The 17,851-nt window shown below is 68.0% G+C and carries 15 protein-coding genes, 4 pseudogenes and 1 riboswitch; of the genes and pseudogenes, 3 read left to right on the top strand and 16 right to left on the bottom strand.

Going from position 1 to position 17,851, the window contains the following annotated elements:
* Positions 1-597 precede the first annotated feature (597 nt).
* From ACHMW8_RS05740 to ACHMW8_RS05730, 3 genes and pseudogenes are all read right to left on the bottom strand, one after another.
* Positions 598-1,491: pseudogene (locus ACHMW8_RS05740) on the bottom strand (alpha/beta hydrolase); the annotation flags it as partial.
* Positions 1,492-1,514: 23 nt separating this feature from the next.
* Positions 1,515-2,003: an RNA pyrophosphohydrolase gene (locus ACHMW8_RS05735; protein WP_395445003.1), complete on the bottom strand. Its 489-nt coding sequence runs from the start codon at positions 2,001-2,003 to the stop codon at positions 1,515-1,517.
* A gap of 22 nt (positions 2,004-2,025) precedes the next feature.
* Positions 2,026-3,206: pseudogene (locus ACHMW8_RS05730) on the bottom strand (divergent polysaccharide deacetylase family protein).
* Positions 3,207-3,411: 205 nt separating this feature from the next.
* Positions 3,412-3,502: riboswitch (glycine riboswitch) on the top strand.
* A 383-nt stretch (positions 3,503-3,885) separates the two neighbouring features.
* On the opposite strand from ACHMW8_RS05730, the gene ACHMW8_RS05725 reads away from it, so the two are divergent.
* Together ACHMW8_RS05725 and ACHMW8_RS05720 are read left to right on the top strand one after the other, a co-directional pair.
* Complete coding sequence (locus ACHMW8_RS05725; protein WP_395445002.1) at positions 3,886-6,288, top strand: TonB-dependent receptor; 2,403 nt, start codon at positions 3,886-3,888, stop codon at positions 6,286-6,288.
* Positions 6,289-6,344: 56 nt separating this feature from the next.
* Complete coding sequence (locus ACHMW8_RS05720) at positions 6,345-7,565, top strand: dipeptidase (RefSeq protein ID WP_395445001.1); 1,221 nt, start codon at positions 6,345-6,347, stop codon at positions 7,563-7,565.
* A gap of 69 nt (positions 7,566-7,634) precedes the next feature.
* Here the strand turns inward: ACHMW8_RS05720 and ACHMW8_RS05715 are convergent, their stop codons facing one another.
* The 10 genes and pseudogenes from ACHMW8_RS05715 to ACHMW8_RS05670 form a co-directional block, all read right to left on the bottom strand.
* Entirely contained in the window at positions 7,635-9,026 is a 1,392-nt protein-coding gene (locus tag ACHMW8_RS05715; protein ID WP_395445000.1) for a S41 family peptidase, read from the bottom strand.
* A gap of 113 nt (positions 9,027-9,139) precedes the next feature.
* Positions 9,140-10,196 (bottom strand): annotated as a pseudogene (locus ACHMW8_RS05710) (murein hydrolase activator EnvC family protein).
* 118 nt (positions 10,197-10,314) lie between these two features.
* On the bottom strand, positions 10,315-10,779 hold the full coding sequence (gene rlmH, locus ACHMW8_RS05705; RefSeq protein WP_395444999.1) for a 23S rRNA (pseudouridine(1915)-N(3))-methyltransferase RlmH: 465 nt from the start codon (positions 10,777-10,779) through the stop codon (positions 10,315-10,317).
* Between the two features lie 167 nt (positions 10,780-10,946).
* Positions 10,947-11,378 (bottom strand): ribosome silencing factor, encoded by a 432-nt coding sequence (gene rsfS / locus ACHMW8_RS05700; protein ID WP_125155808.1) that lies wholly within the window; start codon positions 11,376-11,378, stop codon positions 10,947-10,949.
* A gap of 133 nt (positions 11,379-11,511) precedes the next feature.
* A complete protein-coding gene (locus ACHMW8_RS05695; RefSeq protein ID WP_099575446.1) occupies positions 11,512-12,162 on the bottom strand; it encodes a nicotinate-nucleotide adenylyltransferase in 651 nt (216 codons plus the stop codon).
* Entirely contained in the window at positions 12,128-13,402 is a 1,275-nt protein-coding gene (locus ACHMW8_RS05690; protein WP_395444998.1) for a glutamate-5-semialdehyde dehydrogenase, read from the bottom strand. The genes ACHMW8_RS05695 and ACHMW8_RS05690 overlap by 35 nt, the downstream gene beginning before the upstream one ends.
* 51 nt (positions 13,403-13,453) lie before the next feature.
* A complete protein-coding gene (locus ACHMW8_RS05685; RefSeq protein ID WP_395444997.1) occupies positions 13,454-13,855 on the bottom strand; it encodes a type II toxin-antitoxin system RelE/ParE family toxin in 402 nt (133 codons plus the stop codon).
* On the bottom strand, positions 13,852-14,085 hold the full coding sequence (locus ACHMW8_RS05680; protein ID WP_395444996.1) for a type II toxin-antitoxin system ParD family antitoxin: 234 nt from the start codon (positions 14,083-14,085) through the stop codon (positions 13,852-13,854). The genes ACHMW8_RS05685 and ACHMW8_RS05680 overlap by 4 nt, the downstream gene beginning before the upstream one ends.
* 52 nt (positions 14,086-14,137) lie before the next feature.
* Positions 14,138-14,977 (bottom strand): aldo/keto reductase, encoded by an 840-nt coding sequence (locus ACHMW8_RS05675; RefSeq protein WP_395444995.1) that lies wholly within the window; start codon positions 14,975-14,977, stop codon positions 14,138-14,140.
* A gap of 118 nt (positions 14,978-15,095) precedes the next feature.
* Positions 15,096-15,455: an MmcQ/YjbR family DNA-binding protein gene (locus ACHMW8_RS05670; protein ID WP_395444994.1), complete on the bottom strand. Its 360-nt coding sequence runs from the start codon at positions 15,453-15,455 to the stop codon at positions 15,096-15,098.
* A gap of 34 nt (positions 15,456-15,489) precedes the next feature.
* Between ACHMW8_RS05670 and ACHMW8_RS05665 the strand changes: the two are divergent.
* Positions 15,490-16,341: pseudogene (locus ACHMW8_RS05665) on the top strand (NAD-dependent epimerase/dehydratase family protein); the annotation flags it as partial.
* Positions 16,342-16,347: 6 nt separating this feature from the next.
* Here ACHMW8_RS05665 and ACHMW8_RS05660 read toward each other — a convergent pair.
* From ACHMW8_RS05660 to ACHMW8_RS05650, 3 genes are all read right to left on the bottom strand, one after another.
* Complete coding sequence (locus tag ACHMW8_RS05660) at positions 16,348-16,851, bottom strand: YkgJ family cysteine cluster protein (protein ID WP_395444993.1); 504 nt, start codon at positions 16,849-16,851, stop codon at positions 16,348-16,350.
* Between the two features lie 78 nt (positions 16,852-16,929).
* Positions 16,930-17,457 (bottom strand): hypothetical protein, encoded by a 528-nt coding sequence (locus ACHMW8_RS05655; protein WP_395444992.1) that lies wholly within the window; start codon positions 17,455-17,457, stop codon positions 16,930-16,932.
* A 3-nt stretch (positions 17,458-17,460) separates the two neighbouring features.
* Positions 17,461-17,814, bottom strand: a complete 354-nt coding sequence (locus tag ACHMW8_RS05650; RefSeq protein WP_125155008.1) for a VOC family protein — start codon at positions 17,812-17,814, stop codon at positions 17,461-17,463.
* Positions 17,815-17,851: the final 37 nt, after the last annotated feature.

Genomic DNA, 17,851 nt, shown 5'->3' with positions numbered 1-17,851 from the left:
ACGCTCTACTTCGCCTTGGGCGAGGTTTTGGCGGGCGCCTTTGTCGCGGGCGCCTTGGCGGCGGCCTTCGGCGCGGCGGCCGCCTTCGGAGCCGTGGTCTTCGGGGCCGTCGGCGGCTTTCGGAGCGGCCGCCTTGGGCGCGGCCTTGGCGGCGACCGGCTTCGCGGCCGGAGCCTTCGGGGCGGCTTTCGGCGCGGCGGTCTTGGCGGGAGCCGGAGCGGCCTCGGCCTTCGGCTTGGCCGGAGCCTTGGGCTTAGCGGCCGGCGCGGCCTTCGCGGCCGGGGCCGGAGCGGCCTTGGCGGCGGGCTTCGGCGCGGCGGCGGCCTTGGCCGGAGCCTTAGGCTTGGCGACCGGAGCAGCCTTCGCGGCCGGCGCGGGTTTGGCGGCTGGCGCGGCCTTGGCCTTCGCGGCCGGTTTCGGAGCGGCCTCGGTCTTGGCGGGCGCGGCCTTGGCCGTCGCCTTGGGCTTCGCCTTGGCGGCGGCCTTGGGGGCCGCGGCCTTCTTCGGCGCGGGCTTCTCGGCCGCCGGAGCGGGAGCGGCCGCCACGGGGGTTGGCGCGGGGGCCGGGACCGGCGTTGGGGCTGGAGCCGGCGTCGGGGCAGGCTCCGCCGCCTTTACGGGCGTCGGCGCGGGTTCGGGCGGCTTGGCCGGAGCCGGAGCCGGAGCCGGAGCCGCGGCGGGCGCGGGAGCCGGAGCCGCCGTGGCGGCCGGAGCTTTGTTCTTGCCCGTCAGCCAGGCGATCACGTCGTCGAGGATCTTCATCGTGTTGGGCTCGTCTATGAGATAATGGGCGTTGTTGGGGTAGATCTTGAGTTCGGCCTGCGGGTATTTGCGGCCGAGACGCTGGACATCGTCCAGCGGCGTGGTGCGGTCCAGGGCGCCGGCATTGACCAGGATCGGCACGGTCACCTTGGTTTCATCGACATAGGCCGTCTTGTGGACGTCCTTGTGCGGCCAAGCCAGGTCGGCCAGCGCCTGGCCGCTGTCATAGACCATCGTGGCGTAGAGCGCGTCGTGACGCTCGGCCGGCACGGCGTTCATGACGCCGAACTTGAAGCCGGTCTTCCACATCTTGCCCGCCCGGGTCTCGGGCCTCGATTGGAGGGCCATGTTCAGGAAGGTGAAGACCGGAGAAAGCTTGGGCTTGCCGCGCGCATCGGCCGGCGAAGCCGGGGCGAACAGCACCAGAGCCGACGCATGGCCGGCCTCGGCGACCTTCTGGGCGATCAGCCCGCCCATCGAATGGCCGAAGACCAGCGGCTTCTTGCCGGTCTCCTTGGCCAGGGTCTGGGCCAGGGCGCTCATCTCGGCGACATAGTCGGCCAGGGAGAGGCCGACCAGGCCCGCGCGCGGCCCCTCGACCGTGCGCACCGCCGACCGGATGGTCGGCGCCACCACGCTATAGCCTTCGGCCTTCAGCCGCGCGGCGACGGGACCCCAGACATCCCCCGCGCAGCCGTAGCCGTGAATCAGCAGAACCGTATCCGCCATTCGGTACTCCCCAGCGCGGGAGATCAGCCGCCGCGCGCGAACCCCTGGAACGCGGCGACCACAGCTTCGTAGACCCCGCGCTTGAAGGGTACGATCAGTTCGGGTGCTTCGTCGAGCCTGCCCCATTTCCAGGCGTCGAACTCGACGTGCTCGTCCGCTTCCAGATCGATCTCGGCCTCGTCGCCGATGAAGCGATAGGCGAACCAGACCTGCTTCTGCCCGAGCCAGCCGCGCGAGCGCTTTTCGTTGGCCAGCACCTCGGGCGGAAAGTCGTATGTGATCCAGCCTTCGGTGCGGCCCAGGAGTTCGACGGAGCTGACGCCGGTCTCCTCGGCCAGCTCGCGGCGCGCCGCCGCCTCCAGGTCCTCGCCCTCGTCGACGCCGCCTTGCGGGAACTGCCAGTTGTAGGGCGGCGGCTGTTTGTGGCGACGACCCAGCCAGACGCGGCCGTCAGGATGGAACAGGACGACGCCGACATTCGGGCGGTGCTTGGGATGGTCGAGCTCGGTCATGCCGAGCCTTGTTCCACGAGTTCTAGTGGTGCGCCAGGGCCGACGCCGGGGCTAGCTGCATCCCGCGCGCCTGCAGGCCGGCGGCCCAGACGCGCACCTGGTTGATCGTCACCGGATAGGCGAAACCCGAGCCCAGCGACTGTCCGCGACCGGCCGCGCCCGTCTCCAGCGCCCTGAGCTGGGTGTCGATGGCGCCGGCCGACAGCTCATCGTCGATCACCCGGTCCGCCGAGGCGCGCGGGATCGGGCCGGCGCGGCGTGAGGCCAGGCCGTCGTCGACGAAGGCCAGGCCACGCGACTTGAGCACGCCATTGAAGGTCGCCATCGCCTGGTCGTTGTCGACAAAGCGGGCGCCCAGATAGTTCGACAGACCGAAATAGCCGGTGGCGCGCGACATCAGCCACTCCAGCTTGCGCACGGTGTCCTCGGGCCGGTTGGCGGCGATCAGGGTGTAGGGACCCGGATCGTTGGCCGGATAGTCGGCCGGCTCCATCGGGGTCTCGAGCAGGACCTCGTGGCCGTGGGCGCGGGCCAGGTCGATCCAGCCCTGCAGGCCCTCGGCATAGGGCGCAAAGGACAGGGTGATCTCGCCGGGCAGGGTCTCGATCGCCGCGCGGGTGGTTTGAGCGTTGAGGCCCAGCCCGCCGATGACCACCGACACCTTGGGGCGGCCGTTGGGCGTGAACGGGCGGGCATAGGCCTCGGCCGCGGTGCGGCCGTCGGCGCCGATGATCGGCAGCGGACCGCCGCCGGGGCCCGGCGCGGTCAGGCCGGCGATCGGCGCCTGGGCCAGGCCCGGGCCCTGCTGGATCGGCGGCAGGTTCTGAAGGCCCTCGGCGGTCGGGGCCTGGGCGTCCTCGGGCTTCACGGGCGCGAAGGGATTGGCCGACAGGCCCAGCTGGCCGGGGACCAGTTCGGCCTCGTGCGCGCCTTCGCCGCCCAGGCCTTCGCGCCAGCCTTCGGGCGCGTTCTCGTGGCGCCGATCTTCGTCAGCTCCAGCCGAATCACAGGCGAGCCGGCATGGGGGTCGCTGGTGATCAGGACCAGCGTCGCCAGCGAGGCCAGGAACAGGCAGGCCGCGCCGCTGGCGCCGATGAACGGATTGCTGACCGCGGCCATCAGCTTGGCGCGCAGGTCGCCGGACCCGCCCGGAGCGGGCGTGGCGGCGGCATAGGCGGGCTTACGCGAGAAGGAGACGGCCATGACCCGTTGAGGCTAGCGGGGAAGCTTCCAACATATGGTTAACGAGATATGGCCAGAGGACGTCCTGCCGGCCCTCGCGCTGCGACGCGGCGACGCGGGCGCCGCTGAAATTGGCGTTTTCTGCAATCGCGGCGGGCGCTGAACGATCACGGCGTTCGCGCGAGACCTGATCGGTTGACGGGCGCGCGCATGGCCCATCTCCTGAAGACCTCTCGCGGGAGAGATCGGGCCCCTGGCCCGGCGCTGAAGGCGAAACCACCCCGGAAACGCTCAAGCAGAAGGACCGCGCGAGACGTTGAACGCTGGAAAGCAGGGCGCGTACCGCCCTCGCCGAAGGAGCAAGGCGACCGCCCGTCCATCGGAGGCGGGGCGCTGAATCTCTCAGGCCCAAGGACAGCGGGGGTGTGAAGGCGAGCCGTCCCGGTTCGCTCAGACCCACGCGTGCGCCAATGTCGATCTAGCTGATCCCGTTTATCGATATAGCGAAATGTATTGAACGCGATCGTCATGAACGACTTTCGCGAAATATCTATTATAAGTTCACCTATCAATATTACCGATGTTCATAAATTCGGCAAAGCTGTGCAACGTTTTAACTTTGTGAATATTTGGCCCTATTCCTTACGTTTCTTGATTTACCGATGGTGTCGCCTTGATGACGTTGCCCTGGTCAAAATGATTGGGGATAGTCATGACCACTCACGGATCCGCACGCACCGCCGCCCGCCTTAGGGCGCTTCTTCTCGCAGCCACCGTCCTGGGGGGCGCGACGCCGGTCCTGGCCCAGGAGGCCGACAAGGCCGCCGAATTGGAAACCGTCGTTGTGACGGGCAAGCGCCTGTCGGAAGCCAGTGTCGCCATCGGCACCGACCACGCCACGGCCACCGTCTCGATCACCCGCGAGGCCCTGCTGTCGGCGCCGGCCGGGATCACCGGCCTGAAGATGCTGGAGAGCCTTCCGGGCTTCAACGTCCAGGCCAACGACGCCCTGGGCATGTACGAGTTCGGCAACTCGGTCTCGGTGCGGGCCTTCAACTTCCAGCAGATCGGCTTCCTGCTCGACGGCATCCCGATGGGCCGCAGCGACCAGTTCGGCGGCAGCCCGATCTATCGCTATGTCGACAACGAGAACCTGCTGCGGGTGACCGCCTCGGCTGGGGCCGGCGACGTCGCCCTGCCCAGCTACGCTTCGCTGGGCCCCATCGTCGACTACTTCACCCAGGCCCCGTCGCAAGACGCTGGCGGCGCGATCAGCCAGACCTTCGGCAGCGACGACCTGCGCCGCACCTTCCTGCGCCTGGAGTCTGGCAAGGTGGGTCCGCTGTCGGGCTATGTCAGCGGCTCGTGGATCAAGGGCGATCTGTGGCGCGGTCCGGGCACGATCGATCGCAAGCACTACGAGGGCAAGCTGAAGTACGACCTGCCCAACGGCGGCGACATCAGCTTCCAGACCGTCCACAACGACTATTTCGACTATGACAGCCCGTCGATCACCAAGGCCCAGTACGCCGGGACGGCGGGCGACGTGTTCGGCCGCCAGGGGCGCTATTTCGCCTATCTGGGCGCGGTGCCCACCTCGGTTCCGTTCGGTACGCCGCTGTCGATCCCGACGGGCAGCCTGCCGGAAGCCGTGGCGGGGGTGCCGTACTCCAACGCCAACTACGCCCAGTACTACAAGTTCGCCGTCAACAAGCGGAAGGACCACCTTTACGGTCTGACGCTGAACACGCCGATCACCGACAACTTCGACCTGACCACCACGGCCTATTACGAGGACAAGGGCGGCTACGGTGTCTCGCCCGAGGCCTATGCGACCTCTAAGTCCAGCTATGACGCCGAGGTCGGCAAGGTGGCCGGCATCGTCGCCCCGCGCGGCATCCAGTACGGCCTGTCGGGCATCGACGGGATCCGCAAGGGCGTCACCGCGAAGGTCGCCTGGCATCTTGGCTTCAACAAGATCGAGGCCGGCCTCTGGCTGGAGAACGACGACTATCACCGCACCCAGAACCGCTACAATGTCGAGAACGGCAATCCCGACGGCAAGCCGTTGTTCAACGAGCGGGTCCACGCCCAGCGCGACTACAAGTCGCTGCGCGAGACCCAGCAGTTCTTCGTCAAGGACACCGTCACCCTGCTGGACGCCAAGCTGAAGCTGGAGTTGGGCTTCAAGGCCACCGACATCGACTACAAGATCGCCGGCTATCGCAATCCGGCCGACTATATCAACGGCCGCCACCCGATCCTGAAGGACAACTGGAAGGACAGCTTCCTGCCCCAGGTCGGCGCGGTCTACAGCGTGACCGGCCGCGACCAGATCTTCGCCTCGTATTCGGAGAACATGGCCCTGCCGCGCGGCGCCGACGACATCTTCTCGGCCGCCAGCCCGACCGTCGCCGGCCCCGATCCCGAGACCTCGACCAACTGGGAACTGGGCTACCGCGCCAACCACAAGACGTTCAACGCCTCGATCGTGGCCTACCAGACCGAGTTCAAGAACCGCCTGCAGGCCTTCGCCTCGCTGGTGCCCGGCGGCGGCGGCACGACCGAGACCTTCTACCAGAACGTCGGGGCGGTGAAGGCCAAGGGCGTCGAGTTCAGCGGCCAGTGGAAGCCCGAACTGTTCGCCGGCAAGGCCTATTTCAACGCCAACGTCTCGTACAACGACGCCAAGTTCCAGGACGACGTCCTGAACTATCGCGCCAGCACCACGGCCGCGCCGACCACCCTGGCCGTCGCCGGCAAGAAGGTGCCGGACTTCCCCGACTGGGTGTTCCAGGGCGGCGTGACGCTGGAGCCTTTCGACGGCCTGCTGATGAACATCTCGGCCCGCCACCTGGAGAGCCGCTTCACCAACTTCATCAACAGCGAGAAGGTCGGCGGCTACACCATCGTCAACGCCTATATCGATATCGGCGACGGCTTCGCGGCCGGGCCGTTCAGCCAGGTCAAGGCGCGGGTCAACATCGATAACCTGTTCGACAAGGACTATCTGGGCACCATTAACACCACGGTGAACACGCCCGCCAGCTTCCGCCCGGCGCCGCCGCGCACGATCCAGTTCACGATCTCCGCCGACTTCTAGTCCCCGCCCTCCGGTCGGCCTCTGCAAAGGCCGGCCGGACCCTTTCGAGCGTACCCATGACCCGTTTCCTCCTCGCCACGACCGCCGTCCTGGCCCTGGTCGCCGCCACCACGCCGATGAGCGCTCAGGCCGCCGATCCGGCCGCCGCGCGCAAGCTGCACGAGGGCCTGCTGACCCTCGACACCCACCTGGACACCCCCGCCAATTTCGGCCGGCCGGGCTGGGACATCCTCGACCGCCACTCGGCCGACAAGGACGGCTCGCAGATCGACTATCCGCGCATGGTCGAGGGCGGGCTGGACGGCGGCTTCTTCGCCATCTTCACCAACCAGGGACCGCGCACGCCCGAGGCCACGCGGGCGGCCCGCGACGCGGCGATCATCCGCGGCGTCGAGATCCGCGAAATGGTCGCCAAGCACGGCGACAAGTTCGCCCTGGCCCTGAAGGCTGACGACGCCGAGCGCATCGCCGCCCAGGGCAAGCGCGTGGTGTTCGTCAGCGTCGAGAACAGCTATCCGATGGATGGCGACATCACCTTGCTGTCGACCTTCTATGCGCTGGGCGTGCGGATCTCGGGCCTAGCCCACTTCAAGAACAACGACATGGCCGACAGCTCGACGGACACGCCCGAGTGGCATGGCCTGTCGCCGCTGGGGAAACAGTTCGTCGCCGAGGCCAACCGCCTGGGCGTGGTGCTGGACGGTTCGCACTCGTCCGACGAAGTGCTGGATCAGCTGATCGCACTCTCGAAGACGCCGGTGATCCTGACCCACTCTGGCTGCAAGGCGGTGTTCAACCATCCGCGCAATGTCGACGACGCCCGTATCAAGGCCCTGGCGGCCAGCGGCGGCGTGATCCAGGTCGACGCCTATTCCAGCTACCTGATCGAGACGCCCAAGAACGCCGAGCGCGACGCGGCCATGGCGGCGCTGCGGGCCAAGGCGGGCGCGCGGGCCAAGATGACCGAGGCCGAACGCGCGGGCTTCATGGCCGAGATGAAGGCGATCGACGCCAAGTACCCCGTCCCGAAGGCGACCTTCGAGGACTTCATGAACCACCTGAACCACGCGCTGAAGGTGGCCGGTGTCGACCATGTCGGGATCGGCATCGATTTCGACGGCGGCGGCGGGGTGACCGGTCTGAACGACGCCTCGGACTACTGGAAGATCAGCGAGCGCCTGCTGGCCGAGGGCTACAGCCGCGACGATCTGGCCAAGATCTGGGGCGGCAATGTCCTGCGGCTGCTGCGCGCGGCCGAGGCGGCCAAGGCCGCGTAGGGCAGAAACGAAAAGCGCCGCCCCGGTTGCCCGGAGCGGCGCTGATTGGATCGAGGAAGGCGGAAAGCCTTACTTGTTTTCGCTGACCGGCTTGCCGGCCGCCGCTGCGGCGGCCTTGGCGGTGACCTCGGCGACCTTGGCCGCCGGCTTGGGCAGCTTCGGCGTATTGGCGACGCCGCCGGCGTTCAGCACGGCGATGGCGCGCTGCAGCTGGAAGTCGCCCTTCTTGTCGTCGAAGGCCGTCGGCGGGGCTTCGGCGGGCGTGTGGACGCCCACGCGGGTCTTGCCCTCGTCGGCGTTCAGTGCGTTCTTGAAGCTGGCCTCGCTGAACCAGACGCGGTTGGCGATGTCCTGGGCCTGGTCGCGGGTCTGGGCGACCTCGAGGTCCGGGGCGATGCCGGTCTTCTGGATCGAGCGGCCCGACGGCGTGAAGTAGCGCGCCGTGGTCAGTTTCAGGGCGCCGTCGGCCCCGCCGCGCAGCGGGATCACGGTCTGGACCGAACCCTTGCCGAAGCTGGTCAGGCCGACCAGTTCGGCGCGGTGGCGATCCTGCAGCGCGCCGGCGACGATTTCCGCCGCTGACGCGGAGCCTTGGTTGATCAGCACGACCATCTTCATGCCGTTCAGCAGATCGCCGGGGCGGGCGTTGTAGCGCTGGATATTGCGCGGATCGCGGCCGCGCTGGCTGACCACCTCGCCGCCGTCCAGGAACACGTCGGCCACACCGACCGCCTGGTCCAGCAGGCCGCCCGGATTGTTCCGGAGGTCGAGGATCAGGCCCTTCATCTTCGGGTTCTTGGTCTTCAGCTCGTTGATCGAGGCGACCAGGGCGTCGGTGGCCTTCTCGTTGAAGCCGGGCAGGCGGACATAGCCGTAGTCGCCTTCCATGCGGGCGATGGCGGCCTTGGGCTTGATCACCTCGCGGACCAGCTTGACGTCGAACGGATCGGTCTTGTCGCGAGCGATGGTCAGGGTGACGGCTTCGCCAGGCTGGCCGCGCATCTGCTTGACCGCCTCGTTGACGGTCAGGCCCAGCACGCTCTGGCCGTTGACAGCGGTGATGTAGTCGCCGGCCTGGACGCCGGCGCGCGAGGCCGGAGTGCCGTCCATCGGGGAGATCACCTTCACGACGCCGTCCTCGCTGGTCACTTCCAGGCCGAGACCGCCATATTCGCCGCGGGTGGTGTCCTGCATGTCCTCATAGCTGTCGGGCGACAGATAGCCCGAGTGCGGGTCGAGGCTGGTCAGCATGCCGTCCAGCGCCGCTTCGATCAGCTTCTTGTCGTCGACCTCGGTGACGTACTGGTCCTCGACCGTGCCCAGCACGTCGCCGAACAGCTCCAGCATCTTGTAGGTCTTGGTCTTGGGCGCGTTGTTCGCCTGGGCGATGGGACTGACATAGGCCATGGCCCCCGCGCCGAGGACGAAGGCCGAAACTCCGATGAGCAGATACTTGCGCATTAGGCCCAGAAGGCTCCCTGGCGACGCGCGGCGTCGCAAACCAATTTTAGCCCCATCCAACCACTGTCAGAAGCCGGAGGTATAATTACGGCCACCATTACTGAAAAAGCCGTCTACCGCGACTCCTGTTTGAGCCAACGCTCCGGATCGGCCGGCGCGCCGTTCTCCCTGACCTCTAGATAGAGTTCCGGCTCCGAAGATACATGATCCGGCATCTTGCCGATGGGGGCGCCGGCCGCGACAGATTGTCCGGGTGACGCGGTAATCTGGTCGAGGCCCGCCACGACCACGTGATAGGCGCCCTGGGCTCGAAGAATCAGCACCGCGCCCCAGCCGTTCAGCGCGCCGGCGTATTCGACCGTCCCCGCGACCGGCGCGTTGACGGTCAGGCCCTTCTCCGTGCGCAGGGTCAGGCCTGGCGACTTGCCGCCGGCCGGCATGTCCTGGCCAAAGCGGCGCACGATCTCGCCAGCCGCGGGAGGGCGCAGCACCAGCGGCCCGGTGGCCTCGACCCGACCCAGGCCGTCGGTCAGGGCGCCCAGGGTGCGCAGCTCATTCTGCTGGGTCAGGGCTTCCTGGGCATAGGCCCGCTCCAGCTGGGTCTTCTCGATGATCAGCCGCTCGATCTCGCCCTTGCGGTCGGCGACCGCGCTCTCGGCGGTGAACAGTTCCGCCGAGGCGGCGGCGGCCTCGCGGCGCAGGGTCCCGACCGCCACGGCCTGGCGGCCATAGGCCTCGGCGCGGCGCTGCAGCTCCGGTGTCATGGCCCGGATCAGGATCGCGGCCCGCACCGCGTCGCGCGCGTCGTTCGGCGTCACCAGCAGGGCCGGCGGCGGATCGCGGCGAAACAGCTGCAAGGCCGACAGCAGCAGCGACAGCCGCTGCCGGTTGGCGCCCAGGTCGGCCAGTATGGCGTTCTCGCGGGCGTTCAGGGATTCCAGCCGCGCCCGCTTGGCGTCGACATCGCCGCCGGCGGCGATGCGGGCGTGGTCCAGGCGGTCCAGCTCGGCCCGTAGATCCTCGATCTCGCGGCGGGTGTCGATGGCGGTCTGGCGATCCTTGGCCCGCTGGTCCTCGATCGCGCGATCGGCGCGCTGCCAGCCGACCACGGCCGTCGGGACGGCGAGGGCCAGGGCGCAGAGGGCGATGACGAGTTCGCGAGCGGGACATCGTCCAACCTCTAGAGCATTTCCCGACGAAGTGGATGCCGGTTCGTCGTCAGAAAATGCGCCAAAACAGAACGCTAGAGCATTTCACTGATCCAGTTGGATCGGAAAATGCTCTAGCCCTAATCGCGGTGATAGGGCGAGCCCGACAGGATGGTGGCGGCGCGATAGATCTGCTCGGCCAGCATGGCCCGGGCCAGGGCGTGCGGCCAGGTCTGCGGCCCGAAGGCCATGGTCTCGTGAGCGGCGGCCAGGATCGAGGGATCCAGGCCGTCGGCCCCGCCGATCAGGAACACCACCCGTCGCGCCCCGTCGTCGCGCAGGCGGGCCAGGTGATCGGCGAAGGCGCGGCTCTTCCAGGTCTTGCCATGCTCGTCGCAGGCGATGACGTGGGCGCCGTCGAGGTGCGGACGCAGGGCCTCGGCCTCGGCGGCCTTGCCGGGCTTGCGGGCCTCGACCTCGAGGATTTCGACCGGACCCAGGGCCAGGGCGCGGCCGGAGGCGGTGGCGCGGGACGCATAGTCCACGGCCAATTGCGCCTCGACCATGCGGCCGAGCTTTCCGACGGTGAGGATGGTGATCTTCATGAAGGAAGCTCTAGAGCCCTTTCCGATCTGATCGCATCAATCAGATCGGATAAAAAGGGCTCTATTTCAAAAGCTTAGAGCATTTTTCGATCCGATAACCGTTTCACACTTATCGGAAAATGCTCTAGGCCGTCACTCAGCGAAGAGCGACGGCCGAGCACGCGGGATCAGTTCGCCGCGGTGCGGTGCGGGGCGTCGACCGCCCAGATCTTCTCGATGTTGTAGAAGCTGCGCACTTCGGGACGGAACAGGTGGATGACGACGTCGCCGGCGTCGATCAGCACCCAGTCGCAGTGCGGCAGGCCTTCGACCCGCGCCTTGCCATAGCCGTTTTCCTTCAGCGCGCGCAGCAGGTGGTCGGCCAGGGCGCCGACGTGACGGTGCGAACGGCCCGACGCCACGATCAGGCTGTCGGCGACCGAACTCTTGTCCGCCAAGTCGATGTGGACGATGTCCTGGGCCTTGTCGTCATCCAGACGTTCCAGGATCAGGCGCTCCAGCGCCTTGAGATCGAGGGGCAAACTCAGGCCCGGGGATTCAGTCGAGGACTCGGCGCCGGCCGGGCCTTCGTGCGCATTAAGCGCGGGGTCGCTACGCAGCGGATTGCTCCTTATGGGGTCGCTGTGGATAGTCCTCATAGCACGGAATTGGGCGAACCGTGAGGGGGTGATGGTCGAACGCCGATTCGCCAGTGGCCCTGAGGCGTTCACGCAACGCTCGAAAGCTTGGCTTTCAGCCCTTTTGCCGCGCCCGCATGGCGGTCGAGGACGCGAAGTTCAGCGGTCCCGTGAGGTAGACCCAGGCCGGCGACTTGGCGTCGGGCAGCTTGGCCGCGGCGCTGGCGGGCCAGCGGGCGAAGGCGAAGCGGCGAGCGGCCGGCGAGGTGCGGGCTTTCAGCGCGATCCAGGGGCGGGAGATCACGGCCACCGGCACCTCGCGCATGATCTGGGTCCAGCCCCGCCAGCGATGGAAGGTGGCCAGGCTGTCGGCGCCCATCACCCAGACGAACTTCACGCCGGGATAGCGCGCCCGCAGCACCCGCAGGGTGTCGATCGTGTATTGCGAGCCCAGCCGCGTCTCGGCGTCGGAAACGATCATGCCCGAGCCGCGCGCCCAGCGGCGGGCGTTCGCCATCCGCTCGGCCACCGGCCGGGTTTCGTGCGACGACTTCAGCGGGTTCTGCGGCGACACCAGCCAGATGACGCGGTCCAGCTCCAGGCGGCGCATGGCCGTCTCGGCCACGTGGGCATGGCCCTCGTGCGCCGGGTTGAAGCTGCCGCCGAACAGGCCGACGCGCATGCCCGGCTCCAGATGGAAGCCAAGACGCTGAGCGTTGGGCCGGCCGGCCTCAGGGACGAGTCTGGCCGGTCCCGCGAACCACATATTTGAACGTCGTCAGTTGCTCGGCCCCAACCGGGCCGCGGGCATGAAGCTTGTCGGTGGCGATGCCGATCTCGGCCCCGAAGCCGAACTCGCCGCCATCGGCGAACTGGGTCGAGGCGTTGACCAGCACGATGGCGCTGTCGACCTCGGCCACGAAGGCGTCGGCGGCTGAGGCGTCCTCGGTGACGATCGCGTCGGTATGGCCCGAGCCATGGGCCGCGATGTGGTGCGCGGCGCCGGCCACGCCGTCGACCACGGCCACGGCCAGAATCGGGGCCAGGTATTCGGTGGTCCAGTCCTCAGGGGTAGCCTTCTTCATCGTAGGTTCGATGGCGCGGGCGGCGGCGTCGCCGCGCAGTTCGCAGCCGGCCCGGATCAGGGCGTCGGCGATCGGGGGCAGGAGCTTTTCGGCGGCGGCCTTGTCGACCAGCAGGGTCTCGGCCGAGCCGCAGACCGACACCCGCCGCAGCTTGGCGTTGACGACGATGTCGACGGCCTTCTTCACATCGGCGCCGGCGTGGACGAAGACGTGGTTGAGGCCTTCCAGGTGGCCCAGCACCGGCGCGCGAGCCTCGGCCTGGACGCGGGCGACCAGGCTCTTGCCGCCGCGCGGGATGATCAGGTCGATGGCCTTGTCCAGACCCGACAGGATGGCGCCGACGGCGGCGCGGTCCGGGGTTCGGACGATCTGGACGGCGGCGGCGGGAAGGCCAGCGGCCTTCAAACCGCGTTCTATCGAAGCGTGCAGCGCGAGGTTGGAGTGGATGCACTCCGACCCGCCGCGCAGGATCACCGCGTTGCCCGAGCGCACGCACAGCGCGGCCGCGTCGGCGGTCACGTTCGGGCGGCTTTCATAGATCATGGCGATCACGCCGATCGGGGTGCGGACGCGGCTGATATCCAGGCCGTTGGGCTGGGTCCAGCGCGCGGTGGCCACGCCGACCGGATCGGGGATGGCGGCCACGGCCTCGACCCCGGCGGCGACGCCCTCGAGGCGCGCCTCGTCCAGGGCCAGGCGGTCCAGCATCGGGCCGGAGACGCCGTTGGCCTCGGCGCGGCCCAGGTCCTTGGCGTTGGCGGTCAGGATGGCGACGGCGTCCTCGCGGATCGCGGCGGCCATGGCCTGGATAGCGGCGGTGCGCTGCTCTGGCGTGGCGAGGCGAAGCGCATGCGCGCCCTCGCGAGCCGTCCGGCCCATCCCCGCCATCGTCGCCTGCAAGCTGGCGCCCGCGTCGTCCATCGTCCCCGTCCTGATCCTGATGGTCCTGGTAAGTTATGCTCAGGTTGAGGCTTACCTAGGCGCTTTCAGGGCAGGATGAAACAAGGTTCGTCTGAAAACGGACGGAGTTTTGTTGGGCGGTCTCGCTTCAGGATCGGCGCCGGCCATCCAGGCCGGTATGTCGCTGGCTGGGTGCAGCACACGCCAGACGTCGATGTGATCCTCGCGGGCGATGTAGAAGACGACATAGGGATAGCCGCGCAACGGCCAGCTGCGCAGGCCGGGCAGGTCGAGTTCGTGGGCGTAGCGGCTCGAGCCGGCGTCCGGTCGTTCGCCGATCAACCGATAGGCCCGTTCGAGCGTGTCGATGAAGCCGAGTGCGACTTTCCGACTGGCTTCCGCCAGATAGAAATCCAGCGCGTCGTTGATGTCGCGCTCCGCCAGGGCGCGCGGTATGACGTCCTTGGACTTCAAGAGCGGTCGCGCACCCGCGCCCGAAGCGCGTCGAAGTACCTCGCGTCCGCCTTGGCGCCAGACGGCGTGGCCGCGCCGTCCAGCAGAAGGGTGCGGAGATGCTGGCGGTCCTGATCCTTGCGGATCAGGTCCCGGACATACTCGCTGCTGGTCCCGTAACCGCGGCCAGAGACTTGTTCGTCGACAAAGGCCTTCAAGGCGTCCGGCAACGAGATGTTCATCGTGGTCATGGGATCAGGATGCGGTTCTTGGCAAAAATTGGCAAGGGCCGCGCTTGACGTGCTACTCCGCGTCCCACGCATAAGCCTTGTCCAGCCAGTCCCCCAGCCGGCCGTCCGGCCGCGCCAGGGCGTGGATCCGGGTCATCTCGTCGTCGGACAGGGCGAAGTCGAGGATGTCGAAGTTCTCCTCGATCCGCGCCGGGTTCTTGGTGCGCGGGATGGCGATGATCCCCTGCTGGATGATCCAGCGCAGGGTGACCTGGCCGGGGGTCTTGCCGTGGGCGCGGCCGATCTCGACCAGCACCGGGTCCTGGGCGACCTTGCCCTGGGCCAGCGGCGACCAGGCCGTGATCGAGACGCCCAGCGCGTCGGCCTTGGCCTTCAGGGTCTTGATCGACAGGTAGGGATGGTACTCGACCTGGTCGTTGGCGATCGGGGCTTCCGACAGCTTCGCGGCTTCTTCCAGCAGGGCCGAGGGGAAGTTCGACAGGCCGATGGCGCGGGTCAGGCCCCGCGACTGGACCTCGTTCAACGCCTTCAGGGTTTCGGCCAGCGGCGCCTCGGGCTTGGGCCAGTGCAGCAGCAGCAGGTCGACATGGTCGACACCCAGCTTTTCCAGGCTCTTCTCGGCCGAGCGCTGCAGGTCGCCATCGTGGAACTTGTCGATCCAGACCTTGGTGGTCAGGAAGATCTCGTCGCGCTTGACGCCGCTGTTCCTGATGCCCGCGCCGACGTCGCGCTCGTTGCCATAGATCTGGGCGGTGTCGATGTGGCGGTAACCGACCTCCAGGGCCTTCTCGACCAGGGGGACGGCCGTGCCGTTCTCCAGCTGCCAGGTGCCGAAGCCGAGGGCGGGCATCAGGACGTCGCCCGAACGGATGGCGGGAACGAGCTTGGACATGGAGAACTCCTGGGAAGACGTCAGGCGCATATAGGCTCTGGCCTGGCCAGCGCCACCTTGGCTCGAACGCGCGAGAGGGCGATCAAGACCATGGCGAAGGCTCGCCCGGCGCGGATCCTCAAGGCGGGGCCGCCGTCGGATGGGCATCGTCCCAGGCCTTCAGCAGCTTCTTGGGCGCGGTCGCGCGCCATTGACGGAGGACCAGCCGCTCGACCGTGCCCGGATGAGCCTGGGCCAGGCGGACCAGGACATAGGGGTAGTTCCTGAAATGGTCGGTGAAATGGAAGACGTCCGGTTCGGCCTCGACCAGCATCTCGCGCTCGTCGAAGGGCACGGCGGGGCAGACCAGGCTTTCGCCGTCCTCGAACAGGCGGGTCAGAAACTTGCCGTGCGCCTTCAGGCAGGGCCGGCCATAGGCGATCCCATCCTCGACCCCGGGCAATTTGAACGCGAACGCTCTGACGTCGTCGTAGGTCATGGGCTCTCTTCCCCAGCGCGACTATATGTGGGGAATGGACGCTGAGAACACCCTGAAGACGCCGGTCCTGGTGCTGGGCGCGACCAGCCTGATCGGGGGGCACCTGTTGGCGCGGCTGAAGGCCGAGGGCCTGGACCCGACGGCGTTCAGCCGGCGCCCGCCGACCGAGGAGACCTGCTGGATCGGCGGCGACCTGAAGGATCCCGGTCTGGACGAGCGCCTGCCGGTGGCCGCGACGGTGTTCGCGTTGTCGCCTATCTGGCTGCTGCCGCCGGTCCTGCCGGCGCTCAAGAACCGGGGCATGGAGCGCCTGATCGCCTTCTCCTCGACCAGCCGCTTCACCAAGGTCGACTCGCCGGACGAGGGCGAGCGAGCGGTGGCGCGGACATTGGCGGAGGCGGAGGCGGCGGTCGAGACCTGGTGCGCCGAGCACGGTGTCGCCTGGACCGTCCTGCGGCCGACCCTGATCTATGACGAGGGTCACGACGAGAACGTCAGCCGCATCGCCCGCCTGATCCGCCGCTTCCACGTGATGCCGCTGTCGGGCGACGGCGCGGGCCTGCGCCAGCCGGTTCATGCCGAGGATCTGGCGGCTGGCGCGCTGGCCGCCGCCCACGCGCCGGCGACGAGGAACCGAGCCTATGACTTGGTGGGCGGCGAGACCGTGACCTACCGCCTGATGGTCGACCGGATCTTCGAGGGTATGGGCAAGACTCCGCGCAGCCTGCCGATGCCGACCTGGCTGTTTGGCCTGATCATGCGGCTGGCCAAGCCGTTCTACCCGGGCGCGACCGTGGCCATGGGCGCGCGGATGGGCCAGGACCTGACCTTCGACAGCTCGGCGGCGATGCGGGATTTCGGGTGGAGCCCGAGAAAGTTCCCACCCGCGGTTCTAGTCCGCGTCGGCCAGCACCATGGCGAAGGGCGTCAGGCCGCCGTCGCGTTCGACATAGCCGCTGACCAGCTTGCGATCGGGCGGCAGGACGCCCAGGTCGATCTCCTCGGTCGGGAACACCACGATGCGGCGGTCGCCGATGCAGACCACCAGCTCATACCCTTCCAGCGCCCGGCGCGACATGTTCTTGATGTAGGAATAGTACGGCTCGCGCCGCCAGCTGGCGGGCTTGCCGGCGTCGACCACCACGTTCAGGCGCTTGCCGTCGCGGTCGGAATACAGGACGAAGCCGGCCTTGTCCGGCCGCCAGGCGTCGCCCAGCCTTTCGGACGTGATCCACAGGCACATGAAGCTCCGGCACGCCTGGGGCCGTCGTTCGTAATTGCCGCAGCCGCCGCCCTTCCTGAAGTGCGAGCACCAGACGCCGTCGGCCTTGTTCAGGGCCTCGATGGCCAAAACCTTGCAGCACAGGCCGCAGTCGCCGCAACTCTTGTCGCCCATCCGCTCCTGCCCGAATTGAGCTTGATCGTCAGGAGGCGGACGGTAGCGACGCCGTGTGACGGTTTGATGGGGCGGCGGCTATGCCGGACAGGTCGTCCGGGCCAGGTCGTAGCGGGCGAACGGCGTCTCCTTGGCCCCGCTCTTCATCACGATCGTCCAGGTCAACTTGTCGCCGTCTCGCCGCCAGCGGTTGACGAAGCTGGCGTCCGGATAGGCGTAGGCGATGTCGAATCCGCCCGGCTGGGCCGCGCCCTGGCCGACGGCGGTGAAGTCGCCGCCGAAGCTGTCGGACCAGAAGCCAGACACGCCGGTGGGTTCGCCGCCTTTCGGCGCCGCGCCCCGACCGCCGAACACCAGGTGGGCGGCGTAGCGATCCTTGGGATCGGCCTTGGCGCGGCTGTCGGCGTCCACAGCCAACATCGTCCCCAGCGCGACGGGTTTGGCGGCGAGGGTGATCTCGACCGCCTTGCCCATGACGTCGCCTCCGCCGCGCCAGCAGCCTTGCAGCGCGCCAACCTCGGCCGGCACGGGCGCCGGCGGCGGATCTTCCGCCCAAGCGGCTCCGGCCATCGCCGACAGCAAGATGCTCACGCTCACCAGACGCATGGTCTACTCGATCCCCGTCGCGCTCCAGACGCCCAGCTCATTGCCGGACGGGTCGGTGAAATGGAAGCGGCGACCGCCGGGGAAGCTGAAGATCGGGGCGGTGACAACGCCGCCGGCCTTCACCACCTTGTCCAGCATGGCTTCAAGGTCGTGGGCGTAGAGGATCACCAGCGGACGGTCGGTCGCGCCCTCCTGCGGCTTGGCGAAGCCGCCATCGGCGCCCTGGCCCTCGAAGGCGACATAGTCGGGGCCGTAGTCGACGAAGCTCCAGCCGAAGGCGGCCGAATAGAAGCTCTTGGTCGCCGGCAGGTCGCCGCCCGGCCACTCGATATAGTCGATCTTGCCGTCCTCACGCATGGGTGCTCTCCCGAAAACGATGTTCTCTAAATGTTCT

It is taken from the genome of Caulobacter sp. UC70_42, from assembly GCF_044056025.1.
In the GTDB taxonomy this organism is placed as follows: Bacteria; Pseudomonadota; Alphaproteobacteria; order Caulobacterales; family Caulobacteraceae; genus Caulobacter.
This window is presented reverse-complemented; position numbering and strand designations above follow the sequence as displayed.